This is a genomic window from Selenomonas sp. ND2010 (assembly GCF_000702005.1).
Classification (GTDB): domain Bacteria; phylum Bacillota; class Negativicutes; order Selenomonadales; family Selenomonadaceae; genus Selenomonas_A.
Map to the genome: position 1 here is coordinate 70,269 of NZ_JNKI01000012.1, position 22,681 is coordinate 92,949.

At 48.6% G+C, this 22,681-nt stretch carries 20 protein-coding genes; 19 read left to right on the plus strand and 1 reads right to left on the minus strand.

Annotation, left to right across the window (positions count from 1 at the left end):
* The first annotated feature begins 100 nt into the window (after positions 1 to 100).
* The 6 genes from T504_RS0106065 to mtnN all read left to right on the plus strand — a co-directional run bounded on the left by T504_RS0106065 (position 101) and on the right by mtnN (position 5,737).
* The gene (locus tag T504_RS0106065) at positions 101 to 901 is read left to right on the plus strand and encodes an HD domain-containing protein (RefSeq protein ID WP_033170170.1); all 801 of its coding nucleotides are present in this window, start codon (positions 101 to 103) and stop codon (positions 899 to 901) included.
* A 13-nt stretch (positions 902 to 914) separates the two neighbouring features.
* Complete coding sequence (locus T504_RS0106070) at positions 915 to 2,591, plus strand: glutamine--tRNA ligase/YqeY domain fusion protein (RefSeq protein WP_033170171.1); 1,677 nt, start codon at positions 915 to 917, stop codon at positions 2,589 to 2,591.
* Position 2,592: 1 nt separating this feature from the next.
* Positions 2,593 to 2,904, plus strand: coding sequence for a hypothetical protein (locus T504_RS0106075; protein ID WP_033170172.1), 312 nt, complete (start codon positions 2,593 to 2,595; stop codon positions 2,902 to 2,904).
* Positions 2,905 to 2,942: 38 nt separating this feature from the next.
* Positions 2,943 to 4,226, plus strand: coding sequence for an ArsB/NhaD family transporter (locus T504_RS0106080; RefSeq protein ID WP_033170173.1), 1,284 nt, complete (start codon positions 2,943 to 2,945; stop codon positions 4,224 to 4,226).
* 133 nt (positions 4,227 to 4,359) lie between these two features.
* Entirely contained in the window at positions 4,360 to 4,956 is a 597-nt protein-coding gene (locus T504_RS0106085; RefSeq protein WP_033170174.1) for a hypothetical protein, read from the plus strand.
* Positions 4,957 to 4,981: 25 nt separating this feature from the next.
* Entirely contained in the window at positions 4,982 to 5,737 is a 756-nt protein-coding gene (gene mtnN / locus T504_RS0106090) for a 5'-methylthioadenosine/S-adenosylhomocysteine nucleosidase (RefSeq protein WP_033170175.1), read from the plus strand.
* A gap of 62 nt (positions 5,738 to 5,799) precedes the next feature.
* On the opposite strand, the gene T504_RS0106095 is transcribed toward mtnN, so the two are convergent.
* A complete protein-coding gene (locus T504_RS0106095) occupies positions 5,800 to 7,179 on the minus strand; it encodes an NAD(P)/FAD-dependent oxidoreductase (RefSeq protein WP_033170176.1) in 1,380 nt (459 codons plus the stop codon).
* A 309-nt stretch (positions 7,180 to 7,488) separates the two neighbouring features.
* Here T504_RS0106095 and putP point away from each other — a divergent pair, with 309 nt between their 5' ends.
* From putP to T504_RS0106160, 13 genes are all read left to right on the plus strand, one after another.
* Positions 7,489 to 8,967, plus strand: coding sequence for a sodium/proline symporter PutP (gene putP / locus T504_RS0106100; RefSeq protein ID WP_033170177.1), 1,479 nt, complete (start codon positions 7,489 to 7,491; stop codon positions 8,965 to 8,967).
* Positions 8,968 to 9,055: 88 nt separating this feature from the next.
* Positions 9,056 to 9,421, plus strand: coding sequence for a VOC family protein (locus T504_RS0106105; protein WP_033170178.1), 366 nt, complete (start codon positions 9,056 to 9,058; stop codon positions 9,419 to 9,421).
* Positions 9,422 to 9,608: 187 nt separating this feature from the next.
* Positions 9,609 to 10,472 carry a response regulator gene (locus tag T504_RS0106110; RefSeq protein WP_033170179.1) on the plus strand — a complete coding sequence of 288 codons (864 nt, stop codon included), beginning with the start codon at positions 9,609 to 9,611 and terminating at the stop codon, positions 10,470 to 10,472.
* Positions 10,473 to 10,476: 4 nt separating this feature from the next.
* Complete coding sequence (locus tag T504_RS0106115; protein WP_033170198.1) at positions 10,477 to 10,941, plus strand: chemotaxis protein CheX; 465 nt, start codon at positions 10,477 to 10,479, stop codon at positions 10,939 to 10,941.
* Between the two features lie 131 nt (positions 10,942 to 11,072).
* Positions 11,073 to 13,079: a methyl-accepting chemotaxis protein gene (locus tag T504_RS0106120; protein ID WP_033170180.1), complete on the plus strand. Its 2,007-nt coding sequence runs from the start codon at positions 11,073 to 11,075 to the stop codon at positions 13,077 to 13,079.
* A 137-nt stretch (positions 13,080 to 13,216) separates the two neighbouring features.
* The gene (locus tag T504_RS0106125; RefSeq protein WP_033170181.1) at positions 13,217 to 13,651 is read left to right on the plus strand and encodes a YwiB family protein; all 435 of its coding nucleotides are present in this window, start codon (positions 13,217 to 13,219) and stop codon (positions 13,649 to 13,651) included.
* Positions 13,652 to 13,690: 39 nt separating this feature from the next.
* Positions 13,691 to 15,346, plus strand: a complete 1,656-nt coding sequence (gene argS / locus T504_RS0106130; RefSeq protein WP_033170182.1) for an arginine--tRNA ligase — start codon at positions 13,691 to 13,693, stop codon at positions 15,344 to 15,346.
* A gap of 30 nt (positions 15,347 to 15,376) precedes the next feature.
* Complete coding sequence (gene rpoE, locus T504_RS0106135; protein ID WP_033170183.1) at positions 15,377 to 15,706, plus strand: DNA-directed RNA polymerase subunit delta; 330 nt, start codon at positions 15,377 to 15,379, stop codon at positions 15,704 to 15,706.
* An 85-nt stretch (positions 15,707 to 15,791) separates the two neighbouring features.
* Positions 15,792 to 17,405, plus strand: coding sequence for a CTP synthase (locus tag T504_RS0106140; protein WP_033170184.1), 1,614 nt, complete (start codon positions 15,792 to 15,794; stop codon positions 17,403 to 17,405).
* A gap of 149 nt (positions 17,406 to 17,554) precedes the next feature.
* A complete protein-coding gene (locus T504_RS0106145) occupies positions 17,555 to 18,190 on the plus strand; it encodes a hypothetical protein (protein ID WP_033170185.1) in 636 nt (211 codons plus the stop codon).
* Between the two features lie 102 nt (positions 18,191 to 18,292).
* A complete protein-coding gene (gene mfd, locus T504_RS0106150; RefSeq protein ID WP_033170186.1) occupies positions 18,293 to 21,622 on the plus strand; it encodes a transcription-repair coupling factor in 3,330 nt (1,109 codons plus the stop codon).
* A gap of 19 nt (positions 21,623 to 21,641) precedes the next feature.
* A complete protein-coding gene (locus T504_RS0106155) occupies positions 21,642 to 22,316 on the plus strand; it encodes an SAM-dependent methyltransferase (protein ID WP_033170187.1) in 675 nt (224 codons plus the stop codon).
* A gap of 88 nt (positions 22,317 to 22,404) precedes the next feature.
* A partial coding sequence (locus T504_RS0106160; RefSeq protein WP_033170188.1) for a helix-turn-helix domain-containing protein occupies positions 22,405 to 22,681 on the plus strand: 277 nt, incomplete at its 3' end.

A 22,681-nucleotide genomic window follows, 5' to 3' on the forward strand; every position in this document is an offset into this window, starting at 1 on the left:
GGTAAATGGCAGAGAAATTCACGATATTGCGTGACAATTCCCTTCGTAGTATAATGTTTTCATGCAGTGTCCAGAGCGGAAATAGTAAGGAAGACGAGTAATGGAAGAATTACTAAAAAAAATGCATAACTGGATGGATGATTATATGGCGCGGTTTGTTACGGATGACGAAGAGGTCATGCAGGGCATACGCATCAAGATGATCCATACGGAATATGTCACTAAAATTGCAAGGGAACTGGCTCAGCATTTAAAGCTAAATACGCATGATATTCAGTTGGCTGAGATTATGGGGTTGTTTCATGATGTGGGCAGATTTCGCCAGTATAGCATTTATAAGACCTTTAATGATGCACAGTCCGAAGATCATGCAGATCTTGGGCTAAAGGTACTGAAAGAGGAAATGCCCTATATGGCAGAGCTAACGCCAGAGGATGAGGCAGTGGTTCGTTTTGCCATCCGCAACCACAATAAGAAAGAAATCGAACCTAGCGATGATTTGCGTAAGCTGGTTTTTGCCCGTTTGCTGCGCGATGCCGATAAACTCGATATTTATCGTGTTCTGTCACCCTACTTGACACCGGATGGTGTCGATAAGGCGCCGAAGTTTATCAAGGCTGATGCGAGCCAATTCGTGAGTCCGGATTTTGTCCGCGATTTTGCTGAGGGCAAGCAGGCGGACTATCATCGCTTGCGCACGCATGGGGACCGGAAGCTCGTACGGCTCATGTGGGTGTATGATATCAATTACAGCTGGACGCTTCGCAAAATGGTAGAGCGGGGATACGTTGATTTGATTATCAAGTATCTGCCGGAACAGGAAGGCCTCGCGGTAGGCATCCAGCGTTTGCAGGAATATATTAAGAAAAAATGCGCGGCCAAAGACCGTGTGGATTTATAAAGGAGAGAATCAAATGGCAGAGAATACGACGATCGCTTCCAATTTCATTCAGAATGCGATTGAGGAAGACCAGAAGAATGGAAAGTATACGGAAGGTATTCACACGCGTTTCCCACCTGAGCCGAATGGTTATCTCCATATCGGTCATGCAAAGTCGATTTGCTTGAACTTTGGGCTGGCAGAGTACAATCGTGGACTTTGCAATCTTCGCTTCGATGATACGAATCCGACTAAGGAAGACACAGAATACGTGGATTCCATTCAGGAGGATATCCATTGGCTCGGTTTTTCTTGGCAGAATCGCATGTTCTATGCCTCGGATTATTTTGATAAGCTTTACGAATATGCATGCGAGCTCATCAAAAAAGGTCTTGCCTATGTTGATGACTTGTCGGCTGATGAAATTCGCGCTTATCGCGGAACCCTCACGGAACCCGGTAAGGAAAGTCCGTATCGCAACCGCAGTGTTGAGGAAAATCTGGACTTGTTCGCGCGCATGAAGGCTGGAGAATTCGCCGATGGCGAAAAGGTTTTGCGCGCTAAGATTGATATGGCATCGCCGAATATGGTCCTGCGCGATACGGTCATCTACCGCATTGCCCATGCGCATCATCATCGTACGGGAGATGCTTGGTGCATTTATCCCATGTATGATTTTGCGCATCCGCTTTCGGATGCAATCGAGGGGATTACTCATTCGGTTTGTACGTTGGAGTTTGAAGAGCATCGTCCGTTCTACGATTGGCTGTTGGAGTCGTTGGGATTTGATGCAAATACCCGTCCGCGTCAGATTGAATTCGCGCGCCTGAACCTTACCAACACGGTTACCAGTAAGCGTAAATTGCGCCAGTTGGTGGAAGAACACTTCGTCAGTGGTTGGGACGATCCGCGCATGCCGACAATTTCGGGGCTTCGCCGCCGTGGTTATACGCCGGCATCGCTGCGCAAGTTTTGCGAAGAAATCGGCGTGGCCAAAGCCGACAGCCTGGTAGATGTCAGCATGCTCGAGCATTGCGTTCGCGATGACCTCAACGAGAATGCCGACCGTGTTATGGCAGTGCTTCGTCCGTTGAAGGTGGTTATCACCAACTATCCGGAGGATAAAGAGGAATATCTGCTGGCAGACAACAACCCGATGCATGGTGGCAGTCGTTTTGTACCGTTCTCACGGGAAATTTACATTGAGCAGGAAGACTTCATGGAAGAGCCGCCCAAGAAATATTTCCGTCTTAAACCGGGCGGAGAAGTCCGTCTCAAACATGCCTACATCATTAAATGCGAGGAAGTAATCAAAGACGAGAACGGCAAGGTAGTAGAGCTTCACTGCACGGCTGACTTGGATTCGAAGACTGGTGGAGCAACGGCTGGCCGCAAAATCAAGGGCACGATTCATTGGGTAGCTGCCAAGACGGCCCTGCCAGCGGAAGTACGTCTCTATGATTATCTTATCGAGTCGGATGAGAACGGCAATGTTCCCGCTGATTTCTTAGAGGCGCTTAACAAGAACTCGCTGGAGACGATTGAAAATGCGTGGATTGAGCCGAGTGTCAAACTTACAGCTGTGGGCACCCATTATCAGTTCCTGCGCACGGGGTATTTCGTAGTAGACCCGGATACTACGCCGGATAAACTCGTATTCAACCGGGTGGTTGGCTTGCGTGACAGCTGGGCGAAAGTAAAGAAGGGATAAGATGAGTAAGATACCAAAAGGCCTTACGGATAAGGATATGTTCCAGAATTACGTGGAGGAAGCTACCTTGGAGGACACCTTCATCAAGGCGGAAAAAGTCGCTGAGCAGAAGCGTCGTGAGCGCGCTGGCATCGAACCGCCGGCACAGCTCGGCAAGGCTGGATTTACGCCGGAACTCACAGAGTCGCTCGGCAAGGCCCTGTTGCAGCTGAAAATGGAACTGTTCCGCGAAGGGATAAAGAATTATTCGTTTAAGATTAAGCGTGATGGAGAAAACATCGTGCTGGTCCCGAAGTATAAGAAGAACCAGTAAATTTGAACCAGTATAAGTAAAGAAAGAAGTGGATTGTATTGCTGAGCAGCACAACCGTGGCAGTTATCATTTTTGTTACTGCTTACGCGCTGATTATTTCCGAGAAGGTTCACCGTACGATTGTTGGTATTTTCGGAGCTATGCTGATGATACTATGTGGGATCATCAGTCAGGAAACGGCTATTCATCACATTGATTTTAATACCCTAGGGCTTCTGATGGGTATGATGATTATCGTCAATATCACCAGTGAGACGGGACTTTTCAATTTTTTGGCCATTTGGGCGGCGAAAAAGGTAAAGGCTCGCCCCATTGCTTTGCTGGTCGCGTTGTCGACCCTGACGATGGTCTGTTCTGCATTGCTCGATAATGTCACAACGGTCTTGCTGACAGTGCCGATTACGTTCAGTATTACGGCGCAGCTTAAGGTAGATGTCAAACCTTATTTGATTTCGCAGATCCTGTCTTCCAATATCGGTGGTACGGCAACCTTGATCGGCGATCCGCCAAACATCATGATTGGCAGTGCTGTCGGCCTTAACTTTATGGATTTTGTCATGAACATGACAGGGATATCGATTGTTATTTTCATCGTCGTGCAGGCACTCCTCATCCTGCTTTATGGCAAGGGGCTCAAGACGCAGCCGGATTTGCAGGAGAAGGTCATGCGCCTCAATGCGAAAAGCCAGATTTCGGATGTGAAATTGCTGAAAAAATGCCTGTTTGTCATCTTCGTTACGATTTCCTTGTTTGTCATGCACGGTGCGTTGGGCTTGGAAACGGCTACGGCGGCACTTACGGGCGCAGGTCTTTTGCTGCTCATTACGTTTACGCGCAATGAGGCTATGATTGCCAAGGTCCTCTCGAAGGTCGAATGGCTGGCTATTTTCTTTTTTGCTGGCCTGTTTGTATTGGTGGGTGCCTTGGTGGAAACGGGCGTTATTAAAATGCTCGCAGCTGAGGCAATCAAGCTTACCAATGGCGATGTTACGGCTACGGCGGTACTGATCCTTTGGATGAGTGCTATCGCTTCCGCCTTTATCGATAATATTCCGTTTGTTGCCACATTGATTCCGTTGATTCAGGATATGGGGCAGATGGGGCTTACAAATCTCGATCCGCTTTGGTGGTCCTTGGCACTTGGTGCCTGCCTGGGCGGCAATGGTACTTTGATTGGTGCCAGTGCCAATGTTGTCGTTGCCTCGATGGCAGCACAGCGTGGTCGTCAGATTTCTTTCCTGGGCTTCATGAAAGTCGCATTCCCGGTTATGGTGCTGACGATAATCATAGCCAATGTATACGTTTGGCTGCGTTATCTTTGAGTTGACTAGGAAAAGCTGTCTTCCCGGAATGGGGAAGACAGCTTTTTTGATGCGTGCGATTCCTTGTAACATTTTTTACAGACGCTCTCCGTTTTTTTTCGTATAGTTTTAACTACGAAATGGAGGTAATATGATGAGTGCTTTTTTAGGGCCAATTCACTATTGGATGTATGAAAAGATAATGGTACAGGAAGATCTTTTACGCCGCATAGCAGACAAGGCGGAGCAGGAAGGTTGGTTGAATTCGGCAGCGGATTATGTTCGCGATGAACGTCATCCACTGGAGGAGATTATCGATGAAGCCAATATTCACGGCTGGCTCAGCAGCTGTATCGAAAGTGTGGAAACGCGTTATGCTGAGTTGGTGGCTAGCATTTTGACCGATCATGAGGAGCGACTGGATGAATTGAAGGCGGTTGCCTATACGTTTGGAATGGAAAAAGCAGCCGAAGCAGATAGTACGGCTGGCGAGTGCTACAAACGAATTGAAGATTGTACCTTGGATGGTATGCCGTGCGACGGGGTAAACGTCGTCACGGATAAACAGGAAGGGCACTTCAGCTGGCAGCAGCGGTTCGATGTTCATGGGGCCTATTGGCTGGCTGCCGGTGGCAGGAAAGAGGATTATTATACGCTCCGGCATCAGTTTATTGCTGGGATTCTTACGACGGCAAATTATGTATTGACAAGTTCCGGTCAGGGGGAGTACAGTCTATGTCGTAACGATTGATTTTTGGCAAAGGGGCGAGGTTGGAATGGATACCCAGAAGATAATGATAGAAGGTGCCATGCACATGGAAACAGAGTTGCTGCTTGAGGTTTTGGCTGATCCGCAGGAGCAGGTCGTCGGGCAGTGGCGCTTTGTAGAAGGTAAGTACCATGATGTGAATCTCGTAGTGGCGGTAACTTCCATTGGTATGTCAAATGCAGCGGCGGCTACTGCACTGGGAATCGAAAGATTTCGCCCCACAGCGGTGATAAGTCAGGGAACTGCGGGTGGGCATGACCCGGCCCTGAAAGCTTATGATATCGTGCTGGGACGACGTTCTTTTGATGCCAGCTCTTATCGCAGTGCGCAGGAAGATTTGGTGGATTGGCGGCACATGGAACTTATGGGTTCGTATGCTTATGATGCCACGATGCAGTCTTTTATTCCGCAGGAAGTTTATTATCCGGGGGATGAAAAGCTGCTGGCGGCGGCGCAGAAGGTGGCAAAAAACTATAAGCGGGGTCGTGTAATTGCCGGCTGCATCGCCAGCTGCAATACTTGGAACCGGCAAAAGGAACGCCTGCAATTCCTGCACAACCAATTCAGCTCCTCCTGCGAAGATATGGAGGTCAATTCAGCGGCGCAAATCTGCCAACAGTACGGAATTCCTTTCTTGGGCATCCGCATTTTGTCCAATACGGAATTTCGGGCAGAAGAGTTTCAGCCGGAATCGGCCAAAGTTTGCCAGCAATTTGTTTTAGCTGTGGCCGAGCAGTATGAAAAAGATAGGACGAAGGATTGAAAAGAAAAAAGGGACGGACAAGTCAGTAGTGACTGTCCGTCCCTTTTTCTTAACGCTGAAGGTTATTTTATCCGGTTGAGAATGCGGCGGGCAACGTAGACGCCGCTGGCACCTGCTTGAGAGAGGCCGCGGGTAACGCCGGCACCATCGCCGATGGCGAAGACGTTCTTGAGGGTAGTTTCCAGCTCGTGGGAAAGAACGACACGCGAGCTGTAGAATTTTACTTCGACACCGTAGAGCAGCGTATCGTCGTTTGTCATACCCGGGGCGATGTTATTCAGTGCCTGAATCATTTCGATGATGTTGTCGAGATGGCGTTTCGGCAGTACGAGAGACAAATCACCCGGTGTTGCCTGCAGGGTTGGCTTCGTGAAGCTCTTGGTCATGCGGTGGGCATTCGTGCGGCGTCCCTTCATGAGGTCGCCAAAGCGCTGGACGATGATACCGCCGCCGAGCATGTTTGAGAACGAAGCAATGCGTTTGCCGTACTGATGCGGCGATTTGAACGGCTCCGTGAAGCGGTTGCTGACGAGCAGGGCAAAGTTCGTGTTGTTGCTCTGGAGTTTTGGATCACTATAGGAATGACCATTTACCGTTACGATGCCATCGGTATTTTCCATGACAACATGACCATGCGGATTCATGCAGAACGTGCGGACTTGGTCGCCGTAGCGTTTCGTGCGGTAAACGAGTTTGGCTTCATATACTTGGCTGGTAATATGGTTCCAGACTTCGTCCGGGACTTCCACGCGAACGCCGACATCGACGCGATTGTTTTCCTGCTGGAGCCCAAGGGCGTCGCATTCGTTGGAGAACCATTCAGCACCTGCACGGCCAGGCGCGACAATTAGATATTCGGTTTCGATGGTTTCGCCATCTTCCAGTTCCAGGCTGTTATGACCTTTTCCATCGGAATGGATATGGGCAACCGGGCACTCAAAGCGGAATTCGACTTTGTCTTTGAGGTATTCATAGGTCGCTTTGAGCATGTTGAGATTGTTTTCCGTGCCGAGATGACGGACGCTGGCACTGAGAAGATGGAGGTCGTGCTGCAGGGCCAGCTGACCGATGTTGGAATTTTCGGTAGAGAAGACTTCGGCGGGGGCGCCATGCTTCATATTAATCTTATCGACGTAGTTGATGAGATCCATGACTTCGTCATCGGGCAGGTATTCGTTGAGCCAGCCGCCAAACTGAGTCGTGAAGTTGTATTTGCCATCGGAGAAGGCACCAGCACCACCGAAGCCGCGCATGATGCTGCAGGGCTTGCAGCCAATACAGCTTTTTACCTTACCCGTTGAGATGGGGCAGACACGGTGGTAGATGTCCTTGCCACTTTCGAGCACCAGGATGCGAAGTCCTGGTTTCTTTTCTGCCAGCTCGTAAGCGGCAAAGACTCCCGCTGGGCCGCCACCAACAATCGCAACATCATACTTTTTCATGATAATTCCCTCCTAAAATATGTGGCCTCAATAAATTCGGGCGCACAAAAAGAGCGCAGATCTTTGCTGTTCGGGTGGGAAGCAATCTGCGTATGCAATCCGTTTTTTTGGGGCTTTTCGCAAAACCTTTGCTATTATACGAGAAGATTTTACAGATTGCAAGCTTTTTTTACGAAAAAAAATAAAAATGTACACTATAACAGAAATAGTATAGTTCCTATATAAATAATAGTTGCATTTATGGGAGGTTTACGGTTATAATGTATAACATATTGTAAACCTGTAATATGATTTTAAGGAGGAAAACTATTGACACATAATCTAGCAATTATCAATATGTTTATCTTATATATTGGCGTCATGATGGCAATCGGTGTTTACTATTATCGTCGGACGCGCAATATGAGTGATTACTTTTTGGGAAACCGCAAATTGGGAGCTTGGGTCACATCCTTGAGTGCAGAGGCTTCGGACATGAGCGGCTGGATGCTTATGGGCGTTCCGGGATTTGCTTATTTGGCCGGTTTAAATGCCGGCTGGATTGCTGTCGGTATCGCGATTGGCACATGGGCGAATTGGCATTTTGTTGCAGCAAGATTGCGCAAGTATACGGAACTTGCCAATAACTCGCTGACGCTGCCGGAATTTCTGGAAAACCGCTTCGAGGACAAAAGTGGACTGTTGCGCGTTGTGCCAGCAATCTTTATTTTGATTTTTTTCATCATCTATACGTCCTCTGGTTTCGTTTCGGCAGGCCGGCTCTTTGAGACGGTCTTTGGGATTCCATACCAGTACGCGATTTTTATCGGCGCGGGTTCGGTGGTGTTCTACACGTTGGTGGGTGGTTTTCTGGCTGTTTCCCGTACGGATTTCATTCAGGGAATCATGATGTTTTTTGCCATCCTGGTAGTTCCGATTACCGCGGGCATGTCTATGGGAGGCTTGGGGGCAACGATTGCTGCCATTGACAGCGTTCAGCATTCCATGTTGGAACCTTTTACGAAACCGGATGGCTCGGTGCTGGGCATTGTTGAATTGGTTTCCCTGCTGGCTTGGGGTATCGGTTATTTCGGACAGCCTCATATTCTGGTGCGTTTTATGGCGATTTCCAGCTCCAAAGAAATCAAACAGGCAACTCGTATCGCTATGACTTGGGTCGTGGTATCGTTGGCTGCTGCTGTGGCAGTAGGCATGGCTGGCCGCGTGTTCCTTGCCGAGCCGCTTCAGGGAACCGAATCGGAGACCGTGTTCCTGGTCATGACGAATACCATGTTCCCACCGGTAGTAGCAGGACTTATTTTGTCGGCCGTGCTGGCTGCAATCATGAGTACGGCGTCTTCGCAGTTGCTGGTTGCGGCATCGGCGTTTGCGCAGGATTTCTATCGCACGTTGACGCGCAAGGAAGCGGATCAGAAAGAACTGGTTTGGATAAGCCGTGCATCGGTTCTGGTCATTGCTTCGTTGGCAATCTTTTTGGGATTGAATCCCAATAGCTTTATTCTCGATATGGTTGCTTATGCTTGGGCCGGCTTTGGTGCTGCCTTTGGCCCAGCATTGCTCATGAGCCTGTTTTGGCGGCGCACTACCCGCAATGGCGTGTTGGCAGGTATCATCGTGGGCGGCGTAACGGTTCTGGTTTGGAAGCAGCTGGCGTTATTCGGCCTCTATGAGATCGTACCTGGCTTTGTATTCTCCCTAGTGGCTATCTATGTCGTCAGTCTTTTGGATAAAAAACCGGCGCAGAGTATTACCGCAGTGTTCGATTCTGTGGAGCATAGTGAGATATAAGGTTTGTGGGGCGAGTTTCCTTTGGCAAATGAAGCAGCATGCGTTATAATTATCGAGAAACATGCAGTTGGAGTTAGGGGGAGATGCTATGAATTTCAAATTTGTCCACAATAACTTGAATGTATTGGATCTTGAGAGAAGCTTAGCGTTCTATCAGAAGGCTTTGGATTTAAAAGAGGTCCATCGTTTGGAAAATCCGGATTTTACGTTGGTGTACCTTGGGGATGGCGGAAATTCCCCGCATGAGCTCGAATTGACTTGGCTGAAGGGGCGCAAGGACCCCTATAATCTTGGGGAGAATGAATTCCATCTTGCCCTTACCGTCGACGATTTTGAGGCGGCACATAAGCGCCACAAGGAAATGGACTGCATTTGCTATGAAAATGCTGCGATGGGAATTTATTTCATTAGTGACCCAGATGGTTATTGGATTGAAATCCTGCCAGCAAAATAAGAGATATTGATTCGGTAAGAATGGCGTCAGAGTAAAATCTGATGCCATTTTATTTTTTTTATGGAGGAGCAGGGATTTTAGTCATGGATAGCGAAAATTTAATTATTGAGAATTGAATAGCCCTAAGAGGATAGGTAAGGAAATAGTGTCACGTAGTCTTAAATTTAAAAGAAGCAGGTGAGCATTTGTGGAGAAAGTCAAAGTGATGATTGTCGATGATTCAAAGATCAGTCGGGCAATGTTAGAAGGGAATCTCAAGAAGACTAACTTTGAAGTGTGTGCTATGGCAGCAAATGCAGCGGAGGCAGTTCAGCTTTATGCAGAATATCGGCCCGCTGTGGTTACCATGGATATGAATCTTCCGGATGCGGATGGAATTGAATGCAGCCGCCGTATCCATGCAATCGATCCCGATGCCAAGATTGTCATGATCAGTGCCATGAAGGATGCCAGCCTGGTGGCAAAGGGACGTGAGGCTGGGATAAGTGCGTTCATGCAAAAACCAATCAATACCAATGACTTGATCGATACGTTGATGATTCTTTGCCAAAATAAGGTAGGAAAGGTTGCCGTACTTCGCGAGTCTTATGCAAAGCCATTTGCACGGGCTCTGCAGCAGGGACTTTTCAGTTTGGTTGGTGTGCATAGCGAAGTCGAGGTTGAGCTCGATGAACGACGTTTCCTCGATGTCAGTGGGGTAGCGGTTATCATTGGTTTGACGGGCTATCCGGTTGGCCGTGCCATCGTTTCGATGGAAGCGGATACCATGCATAAGTTTTCTATGATTATGCTGGATAAGGAAAGTTTGGATGATATTACGGAAGAGGAGGCTAGTGAATCCGTAGAAGAGTCTGCGAATATTATCGTGGGCCGAGGGGTATCAAACATCAATGATATTTTCAAAGATAAAGAGATGCGTATTACGCCGCCGGGCACAATCTGCGGTACGAATATCCGTATTGCAAGCCCGAAACTTACTACTTTCCGCATCGTAGCAAAAACTCGAATTGGAGATATAAGCATGAATGTGGGATTTGCGGAAGGAGATTGATACGATGGATGCAAAGTTAGTGAATCCGTTTGTGGATGCATTCACAACTGTCATGCCGCAGATGGGATTTCCCGAGCCGAAGCGCCTGAAGATGAATGTAAGAGATAAGAATGCTATAAGCAAGGGCGTATCTGTTATTGTGGGGTTCACCAAACAGATTCGTGGAAATGTCGTTTACAATATGTCGGAAGAAACAGCTAAATTCATTGCATCGACAATGATGATGGGGATGCCTGTGGCAGAATTCGATGCGATGGCACAGAGTGCTATTTCCGAAATGAGTAATATGCTCACGGCAAATGCGGCAACGAATCTTACTGGGATGGGACTGGAAGTGGATATTTCTACACCGTCACTTTCTATAGGAGAAAATTTTCAAGTCAAGATAAGCGATTCGCAGTATTTGACGGTGGAAATGGACTTGTCAGGACATGTGGTGGAGCTTGACATTGCTGTAGAACAGCAGTAAGATTTTTGTATGGAATTTATGATTGAGCATTGCATAAATTATCATTTATGCAATGCTTTTACTATGAGTTCCTAAGATGTGTGTGCCGGATTGGGGAATCCGGTGAGGAAGAGAATCAGGAGGTTAGGTTGATGAAATTAAACAGCCTACGGACAAAGTTTTTGGCGGGGTTTCTGTCAATGTTTGTCGGCAGCTTTTTGGTGTTTTTTGCAATCAGCTACTACATGTCCAGCAATGCGATGTTTAAAAGTGCGGATATGATTTCCAAGGAAATCGGGAAAAGCACGGCATTGCAGCTTGAAAAAACTTACTTAGAAAAGGAAATGGTCGTTGAGGGATTGGCACTCAATCAGGGAATTATTTCTGGTGACCGCGAGCAGCGCACGAAGATTATGGCAAATCTCAAATCGCGGACGACAGGATTTGCGATGTTGGCCTATTCCGATGTAAGCGGTAAGGCCTACAGTGATACCGGAAAGGATATGGACCGTTCGTCCCGTGATTACATTAAGAAGGTTCGCGAGACGAAAAAACCTTATATGACCGGTCCGTCGATATCTGGTTCGACGGGAAAACTCATTACGGTTATGGCTTATCCGGTATTGGATAATGGCAATTTGACTGGTATTGTTTACGGCACGATTGAACTCGACGAGATTTCAGAAATTGCGGGCAGTATCAAGTATATGGAAACTGGCCGTGTCTATATTGCCGATCAGGAAGGCCTGGTTATCGCTTATGCACAGCAGCCGGATGATGTTGGCAAGTTGGATATTTCCAAGGAGACATCAAATAAGACAATCGATAAAGCTTTAGTGGATGGCTACAATAAGGCAATCCAGGAAGATAAGCAGGTAGATACGGAATATACGACTTCAGCGGGAGTAGCTTCGAAGGCGGTTATGACGCCGATTCATCTGGGAAATCGTACCTGGTTGGCCGTTTCGGTAGCCCCGCTTGATGAAATCCGTGCGGATGCCAATAATCTGATTCGCGTGCTGACGCTGGTCGGATTGGCTATGGTTCTTGCCATCGCAATGATCATTTGGGTTGTTTCGGGCAAGATGGCTGCACCAGTCATTTCGCTTCGTGAGGATTGCCGGATTCTCAACGACGGCGACCTCCGTTCGCGGCCCTTGTCGGTAGATACCAACGATGAGCTCGGGGAATTGGCCCGCGGCTTTGAAAATATGCGGCAGACGATTCGCGGCCTTATCAGCAGCATTCAGAGCAGTGCAGAAAAAGTTTCGGCTTCGGCAGAAGAGCTTACGGCTGCATCGCATCAGTCGGCTGATGCTTCGAATCAGGTTGCTCAGCAGATTACCGATATTGCTACGGGAATTGCTAACCAGTCGGAACTGGCTGAGGCAGCGGATCAGGCAGCTCAGGATATTGCCGGTCGTACGGACAGCGTCGTTATGAATACCGAGGCAATTGCCTCCGTTACGCAGATGACGGTCGAAAGCGTCACCTCTGGCCGTGATGCGATCAACACGGTCGTCGATTCCATGCAGAATATCAGCGACAGCACGTCGACGGTCAAGACTTCGATCCAGGCACTGTCGAAGAGCTCCGATGAAATCAGCAAGATTGTCGAAATGATTTCCGGCATTGCTGAGCAGACGAATCTTTTGGCACTTAATGCAGCCATTGAGGCTGCCCGTGCTGGAGAAGCTGGACGTGGCTTTGCGGTGGTCGCTGATGAAGTTCGCAAACTGGCGGAAGAGTCGGCAGCTTCAACGCAGCAGATCGCTTCGCTCGTAACGCAAATCCAGCATGATATGAAGGATGCAGTAGCGGCAAGTGAGCTCAGTGCAGAAAGCGTTGCCAGCAGTATGGATTCGGTCAAGAGTGCCGATGAAGTATTCGAGTCCATCAAGATTTCCATTCAGTCGCTGGCGATGGGAATCGAGGAAGTCACGACAAATTTCCGCAACATTGCTGAGGGCACAAAGACCATGCAGCATTCGGTGAACAATATCGCCGAAATCAGCAGTCAAAATGCATCTCGGGCGCAGTCGGTATCGGCTACGACTGAGGAACAGTCGGCTTCTACCCAGGAAATTGCGGCGGCAACTCGCAGCTTGGCAGAGCAGGCAGAGCAGTTGGCACATCAGATAGATAAATTCCGGACTTGATGGATTTTATCTGAAAAAAGCGGTCTACCGTTACGGTGGGCCGTTTTCTTTTTTCAAAAAATATAGTTGGCAAGGCTTGCACATTGGTTTATAATAATGTACAGTATGTTTTTTAAAGAGGTGATTATGTGAGCGCAATGAATCCGGTCATTGTCCGGGTACGCGGCAGTCAGCGGGATGACAGTGGGGAAGAGAATACCATCGAATCCATGGCAGTGGGGCGGCACTCGGTAAAGAACGGAAAGCATTACGTGCTTTATGAAGATGCCTTGCTGGATGAGAAGGTGAAGACTTCAACGGTGCTGAAGTTCAGCAGTGAAGAAGTGGTAATCCTGCGAAAGGGCGGCGTGCATCAGGAAATGCGCTTCCGGGAGGGTGCTGAAACAAGCAGCACGTATCGGACACCTTATGGGGATTTGAAACTGTCGATCCGCACAAGCAGACTCCGGGTGAGTCTGGGATTGCTGGATAATCGTATTGAGGCGGAGTACGATGTTGCCATTGACGGACAATATCAGAGCAGCAATACGCTGCAGGTTCAAATCTCAAACGACAAGAAACAAAACGACTGAAAGCTGCCCTGTCGGACAGATTTAGGCTAGGGGGATACTATGGATATCAAAGATAAACTCTCGGCTGCTATTGAGCAGGCCGCGAAAGATGCGATTGCCGATGGCGTTTTCCCGGAAGGAGAACTGCCGAAAATCGTTTTAGAGGTTCCGCCGCAGAAGGAGTTTGGCGATTTTGCTACGAACTTTGCGATGCAGTCAGCCCGCGTATTCCGCAAAAATCCGCGCCAGATTGCAGAAGAGCTGGCAAAGCGAATGGAAGGCGATTGGCTGGACCACACGCAGATTGCTGGCCCAGGCTTTTTGAATTTCTATCTGAAGGGCAACGTCCTTTACGATTCCTTCCAGAAGATTTTGGAAGCTGGCGAGTCGTTTGGCCAGCTTCCGGCAAAAGATGCTCCGAAAATCCAGGTTGAGTATGTCAGTGCGAATCCGACTGGCCCGCTTCATGTAGGACATGGCCGCGGTGCTGCTGCTGGTTCTGCGCTGGTCAATCTGCTTCGGGCTGCTGGGTATCCGGTGGAAAGTGAATACTACATCAATGATGCCGGCAATCAGATGAACAATCTGGCCCGTTCCGTAAATGCCCGTTATCTGGAACTTTTGGGGCGCGAAGTCGAGTTCCCGGAAGATGGCTACCACGGTCAGGATATTGTGGATACCGCAAAGCGCATCATTGCCAAAGAAGGCGATAAGTACCTCGATCTGGAAGAAGAAGAGCGTTTGAAGATTTTCCAGGATTTGGCTTATGTAGAGAAGCTGGCTGCCCTGAAGGAAGATTTAGCTGCGTTCCAGGTCACTTTTGACAAATGGTTTAGTGAGCGTACGCTTCATCCTGAGGCGGTTAAGGCGGCAGTCAAGATCTTGCAGGACAATGGCAATATCTACGAGCAGGACGGTGCTCTGTGGCTGAAGTCTACTGCTTATGGCGATGATAAAGATCGTGTCGTTATTCGCGACAATGGTGTGCCGACTTATCTGGCTGCCGATATTGCTTATCATCATAACAAATACGAGCGTGGCTTTGACCGTCTTATCAACATCTGGGGGGCTGACCACCATGGGTATGTCTGCCGCGTAAAAGCAGCAATGGAGGCACTGGGACACGATCCTAAGAAATTGACCGTATTGTTGTTGCAGATGGTTGCCCTCTATCGTGGTGGCGAACTGGTCAAGATGAGTAAACGCACGGGCCAAAGTGTTACCCTCAATGAGCTTATGGAGGAAGTCGGCACCGATGCCGCCCGTTATTTCTTCCTGATGCGCTCTCTCGACAGCCAGTTGGATTTCGATCTTGACCTGGCCAAGAAGAAATCGAATGATAATCCGGTTTATTATATCCAGTATGCACATGCCCGTATTTGCAGTATCTTCCGTCAGGCGGAGGAGACTAAACTGGTTCTGGGGGACAAACCAGAACTCAGCCTGCTGACAGACCCGTCAGAGATTGACCTCATCAAAAAAATTGAAGAGTACCCGGAAGAAGTGGAAAAGGCTGCGGCTGATTACGCTCCGCAGCGCATTGCTCGCTACAGCTATGATCTGGCAGCACTGTTCCACAGCTTCTACAATAAGTGCCGTATCATGGGCGTTGAGCCGAAACTGGCGGAAGCCCGTCTGGCATTGGTGACGGTTACGGCTCATGTTATTCGTCACTCCCTTGGCATCCTTGGCGTTTCTGCCCCGGATCATATGTAAAGAAAAAGAATTGGAAGGAGACCATTATCTATGGATTTCGTCAACAGCTCGGAAGTCGATATTGCTTATTACATTCTGACTCAGAAGGGACAGACCATCTATTACAAGGACCTCGTTCTCGAGGTTATCGAAAAGAAGCATAAGCCGGTACAGTCACTGTCGGCAGCTATTTCGGAAGTTTATACGCTCATCAATATGGACAGCCGTTTCCACTATGAGGGGGATGGGCAGTGGGGCCTTACGGAGTGGAACCCGCCAGAAATCAAGCGTCATAGCAGCCGTTCTAGTGCTGGCAAGTCAAAAGCTGCCAATAAGGCGATCAACAATCGTCAGAAGAAGCTGGAGAGCATCCAGGAATAATTCTTTTAGGATATTGACAGTCTTGGTCAAAAAGGATAGAATAGGCAACATGTTATTTCAATAAGAACGTACAGGAGGCAGTTCCATGGCAAAGTATATTTTCGTTACCGGTGGTGTTGTATCTTCCCTGGGAAAAGGCATTACGGCTGCATCGCTCGGCCGTCTGCTCAAGAGCCGGGGCCTCAAGGTCACGATTCAGAAGTTTGACCCGTATATCAACATCGATCCGGGTACGATGAGCCCGTATCAGCACGGTGAGGTTTTTGTCACTGACGATGGTGCTGAAACGGACCTTGACCTTGGTCATTATGAGCGTTTTATCGATATCAATCTGTCGAAGAACTCCAATATTACCACGGGTAAAGTATACTGGTCGGTTCTGAATAAAGAACGTCGTGGCGAATATCTGGGTTCGACGGTTCAGGTTATTCCCCACATCACCAATGAAATCAAGCAAAAGGTCTATGATGTTGCAAAAGCTGATGGCGCTGATGTGGTCATCACAGAAATCGGCGGTACGGTCGGTGATATCGAAAGCCAGCCGTTCCTAGAGGCTATCCGTCAGGTTAAGAAGGAAGTCGGCAAGAATGATACGCTGTACATTCATGTTACGCTGCTTCCGTATATTTCGGCTGCTGGTGAGCTCAAGACGAAACCGACTCAGCATAGCGTAAAGGAACTGCGCGCTATTGGCATCCAGCCGGATATTCTCGTCTGCCGCACGGAAAAGACGATTTCGAAAGAGATGAAAGAGAAGATTGCGATGTTCTGCGATGTTCAGCCTGAGGCGGTTATTGAGAACCGTACGGCATCGACAATCTATGAGGTTCCGTTGATGATGCAGCGTGAGGGCTTGGATAAGATTGCGTTGCAGAAGCTCAACATGGACTTTGGTCCGGCGGATATGTCCGATTGGGAGAAAATGGTCTATAAGATCAACAACCCGAGCAAGAAGGTAAAAGTTGCTGTAGTTGGCAAATACGTCGAACTGCCGGATGCCTACATCTCGGTAACCGAGGCATTGCATCATGGCGGCATTGATAACGATGCATCGGTTAAGATTCATTGGGTAAATGCAGAAGAAATCGAAAATCCGGATACGGATCTTGACGAAGTATTTGTTGGCTGCAAGGGGATTTTGGTACCGGGCGGTTTCGGTGACCGTGGTGTCGAAGGCAAGATTAAGGCAATTCAGTATGCGCGCGAGCACAAGCTTCCATTCTTGGGCCTTTGCTTAGGCATGCAGTGTGCCGTCATTGAGTTTGCCCGTCACGTATGCGGCATGACGGATGCGCATAGCTCCGAGTTTGATGCGGAAACGAAGCATCCGGTCATCGATTTGATGGAGTCCCAGCAGGGCGTTGAAAACAAAGGTGGTACGATGCGCCTGGGAGCATACGAGTGCCTGCTCCGTGAAGGTACTCATTCCTTTGCTGCTTATGGCAAGGCAAATGTCCAGGAACGTCATCGTCATCGTTATGAGTTCAACAACAAATACCGTCAGGAACTCACGGAAAAGGGACTGGTCATCGCTGGCACGTTGCCAGATGACAGCTTAGTTGAGATGATTGAGGTCAAGGACCATCCTTGGTTCGTGGCCACGCAGGCTCATCCGGAGCTTAAATCCCGTCCGAACAATCCCCATCCGTTGTTCCGTGATTTTGTCAAAGCGGCTTTGGCTGTCAGCCAGGCAAAATAAGGTAAAAATGGTCCTGAATTTCCTTGAGAAATTCAGGGCTTTTTTTCGTACAAAAATCTTGGGGGGCGGAAGGATTTCGAATGAAGACCGGCGAAGTATACTCCCAAATGATGATGGAGATGGGATAAGACAGAAAGGAGGAGATGGTGATGCTTATCGATACGGCCTGTTCATTAGCGTTCTACTGCCAACGCTGCGGCCGGATACAGCTCCAGGATGTGCCGCTCTTCAGCGGGCAGAAGCACTTCGTGATGGAATGCGGCAACTGTGGGCATACGATGGGAGAAATAACTTGGAAACCGCGCAAAGGGCTGCTTTTAAAAACTGTCTGTGGGGCTTGCAAGGGAGAAAATCAGCAGCAGTTTACCTGGCGTCAATTGCGTCGTCTGCGATTTGAAAAGCTTTATTGCGAGCATGATAATTTTGAACTAGGCTATATGGGGCAATGGCAGGATATTGCCGAATTCCTGGATTTCAATGATGCAGAATACGATTCCCTGCACCCCAATGATGGGGATAGATTTTTGGAGCGGCAGCAGACGCTGTTAGAGGCCCTGAATCGGCTCCATGATTTGGCAAGCAGTGGCGAGCTTGAATGTCCCTGCGGCAATTCTGAGATTTCGGCGGCGGTGCGTGGCGAAGAGATTATTCTTGAATGCCAGGCGTGTGGAAGTTATTGCATCCTTCCTGCACATAATGCCGAGAATTTACAGAATTTGCGTCCCGGCATGGCAGCTGCGTTTGATTGGAAACCGCGGTCGTTTCTTGACGTCCGCGGAAAATAGGATTATTATAAATAGCATTGAATTGTTTTTACAGGGACTATCGGCTGCTAGAGCAGCCGGCAGTCCCATTTTGGCGTAATGAAAACAGACAGAGGTGTGAGGATGAATTCTTTATTGGCAGCTATTGGGCAGGATGCTGCAGTGCAAAAGCTGCAGGCCTGCTTTGACGGCAAGGCCTGTGAGGTGCTGGCCTATGGATTGGGAAGTTCTCAGAAGCATGTGGCGTTCGCGTCCTGCTACGAAAAAGTTCCGCAGCCATGGGTGATATTGGTGCATAACCGCGAAATGGTGAGTGCTTGGCGGGAAAATTTAACGGCCCTGCTCCCTGCCACTGCTGTGGTAGAACTGCCGGAATTAGATCTAGAGAATGTCCAGGCGGCGGCGAAAAGCCTGGAACGTTCGGCGCGGCGCATGGATGTACTTGGACGGCTCATGCGGCATGAGCCGGTTATTGTGCTGGCAACAGCGGCCGCAGCCGTTCAAAAGGGCATGAGCCGCAATGAGTTTGAGCGGTTAAGCCTGCGGATTCAGATCGGGCAGCGGTTTCCGCGGGAAGATTTGTTGAAACATTTGGTACAGTTGGGATATGAGAATGCAATCGATGTCGAACGGGTTGGTCAGTTCAGTGCCCGAGGGGGGATTGTGGATGTCTATCCGATCAACAGCCCTGCTCCCGTGCGCATTGAATTTTTCGATGACGAAGTGGATTCTCTTCGGGAATTTGATTTGGAGACAAAACGTTCCATCCGTAATATCAGCAGTACGGCTATCCTGCCATTAGCACAGACGGATGATGCCGGCCGGCCGGAACTTTTCTTAACGTATTTGGAAAAGCGTGGGACGGTTCTTTTCGATGAGCCGATAAGAATTCGGGAACAAATCAAGACAATGATACGCGAAAACCCTGACATCAAATCGAAGGTTTTTCGTTGGGAAGATATGCTGGCTGCAGCAAAGGGCAATCACGTATTTTATTCGGCTTTGATGCTGCAGCAAGTCCATGGAGCGGAGCCGGAGCAGACAATCAGCTTTACGGCTACCAATATGACGCCTTTCCAGCGACAGATGGATTTGCTGGAGAATGAGGCAAATCGCTGGCTGGGACAAAAGCAGCGTGTTTTGGTACTGCTCGGCGATCGGGAAAAGGCCAATTCCATGCGTGAGCTTTTTGCTCGTCATCGGGTACCATCGGCCGTGATGGAGGAATCGGCTGAGCTGCGTGAAGATTTGATCAACATCCAGCAGGGAACGCTCCTTTCTGGTTTTGAGATGGCTTCGGCACGTCTCGTCGTGGTAACGGAAAAGGATATTTTTGGACATCAGAAGCGCAAAACGATCCGGGCGTCGCATAAAGGGGATAGAATTTCTCATTTTCGGGAAATTAAACCTGGGGATTATGTGGTTCATGTCAATCACGGTATTGGCAAATACCTGGGGGTTGAAACGCTGGATGTCGGTGGCATTCATAAAGATTATCTACATATCAAGTATGGTGGCGACGATAAACTCTTTGTACCCACCGATCAAGTAGGATTGTTGCAGAAATACATCGGTTCGGAGGGCGATGTTCCCCGGCTGCACCGCATGGGGGGGACCGAGTGGGTCAAAGCAAAGGCTCGGGCTAAAAAATCCGTAGAGGACATCGCGAAGCAGCTTATCGAGATTTATGCCAAACGTCGTCAGGCGAAGGGCTTTGCTTTTTCGCCTGATGATGCGACGCAGCAGGACTTTGAAGATTCGTTTCCTTATCAGGAGACCGAGGACCAGCTCAGAGCGATTGCTGAAATCAAGGCAGATATGGAAAAAGAGAAGCCGATGGAACGACTGTTGTGCGGGGATGTAGGTTTTGGCAAGACAGAGGTGGCAATTCGGGCTGCGTACAAGGCTGCCATGGATGGAAAACAAGTGGCCGTATTAGTACCGACTACGGTGCTGGCGCAGCAGCATTATAAGACGTTCAGTTCCCGGTTTATGGATTTTGCGCCTCAGGTTGATGTAATCTGCCGTTTCCGTTCTGCCAAGGAGCAGAAGGAAACCATTGCCAAGGTCAAGGAGGGCAAAGTCGATATTTTGATTGGCACTCATGCCATCCTTAATCAAAATAAGGTTCAGTTCAAAAATCTCGGGCTGTTGATTGTTGATGAGGAACAGCGCTTTGGTGTCAAGCAGAAAGATAAAATACGAAGCCTGGCGGCGGGAATCGATGTGCTGACGCTTTCGGCTACCCCAATTCCCCGAACGCTTCACATGTCACTAGTGGGAGCTCGGGATATGAGTATTATCGAAACGCCACCGGCAGAGCGTTTTCCAGTACAGACTTATGTGGTGGAAAATAACGATACCGTTTTGGCTAATGCCATCAAGCGCGAGTTGAAACGCGGTGGCCAGGTTTATTTTGTCTACAATCGCGTCGATACCATCGACCGGATGCGGGACCATATCCAGCAGCTGGTTCCCGATGCACGGATTCAGACGGCGCATGGACAGATGCCTGAGGATATGCTAGAGCAGGTTATGATGGATTTTTATGAGGGCGCTTATGACATATTGTTGGCAACCAGCATTGTAGAAAACGGCTTGGATGTAGCCAATGCGAATACAATCATTGTCTACAATGCCGACCATTTCGGCTTATCGCAGCTCTATCAGATGCGTGGACGAGTGGGACGTTCGCATCATATGGCATTTGCGTATTTTGTCTATCAGGCCGATAGAATCCTGACGGAAACTGCTGAGAAAAGACTGCAGGCGATGAAGGAGTTTGCGGAGCTGGGGGCAGGGTTCAAGATTGCTATGCGGGATTTGGAAATACGTGGAGCGGGAAACCTGCTGGGATCACAGCAGCACGGACATATTGCAAGTGTTGGTTTTGAGATGTATTGCAAGCTGCTCGAAGAAGCGGTAGAGAAAATGAAAAGCGGCAAGAAGGAAGTGGAACCGCCAAAGCCAGATCCAATTATTGATTTGCAGGTGGAGGCTTATCTTGATGGCGGGTATATCGACGATGCAATGCATAAGATTGAAATATATCAGCGTATTGCCGCCATCCGCAAAAATGAAGAGCTTCACAATCTGTTGGACGAATTGATCGATCGTTTTGGGGAGCCGACCAAGCCGGTTATGCATCTATTGGAGGTAGCGCGCATCAAAAATTACGCGCGGGACCTTTCGATTCGTTCGATTGCGGAGATGCCGAACGCTTTGGATATTTACTTGCTTCCCGGATATAAAATGCCGGTTAAAGGCATGATTTCGTTGGACAAATTGTTTGGCCGCAGTATGCGGGCTTTGCCGGATAAAAATGGGTTCCGTTTTGTCTTGAACGATAAATACAAGAAAAACATCACGAACTTCGTCACGCGGCTGCTTATGATTGCTGCGGGCGATGAGGCCGCAGGGAAAAGCGGTAAAGAAACAACCAAGAGCGAATAAGGCAGGAGAGTGTGTGAATATGGCAACAATTACAGTAGTAGGTTTAGGCCCGGGACGTGCCGGCCTTATTACCCGGGAGAGTTGGGAACTTATGGAAAAGGCGGAGCGATTGGTGTTGCGTACGCGAATCCATCCTACTGTTGAGGCGTTAGAGAACGCAGGGATGGATTTTTCCACGTATGATGGGTTCTATGATGAGGCGAAGGATTTTGAGACGCTGTACCAGAAGATTGCGGCAGACCTTTTGGAACGGGCGGCAGCAGAAGGCGACATTGTCTATGCAGTTCCCGGTAGTCCGTTGGTGGCAGAACGCACTGTTGTGCTTTTGCGTGAGATTGGGAGAGATTCAACGGTAACGGTAGATATTCGTCCGGGCATGAGCTTTGTCGAAGTGATGTATACCCGTTTGGGAATTGATCCGATTGACGGGCTGACGATCATTGATGCCGAAGATGTGGAAACGCTGAGGGAAATGCCGGCACAGTCCTTGGTCATTACCCAGGTCTATAATCAGCAGATTGCTTCGGATACCAAGCTCATGCTGATGGATTTATATCCGGATGAATATGAAGTTACGTATATCCATAATCTGGCCTTACCGGATGAATCCATCCGGCAGATTCCGCTTTACGAACTGGATCGTCAGAAAGATGTCGACCATCTTACGAGTTTGTTTATTCGTGCTAAGGGATAAGGGAGGAAAAAATAGAATAGAAAAAACGTGTTTTTTGTAGAGACCCCCATAAGTTAGACCAAGGAATCTAACTTATGGGGGTCTTTTTATGGCAAAATATAGTGCAGAATTTAAATGTAAGGTAGTCCAAGAGTATTTGAATGGACATATAGGATATACTGCCTTAACAAAAAAATATGACATCCCTTCCCCAAAATGCATTCAAGAGTGGGTCGGAAAATATCGTAGAATGGGGAAAGATGGGCTTCAGCGGTCAAGAAAAAATGAAACATATTCTTTCCAATTCAAGGTAAATGCTGTAGAGTTATATTTAAGTACAGAGATTTCTTACCACGAATTGGCACTTCAACTTAATTTGAAATCTG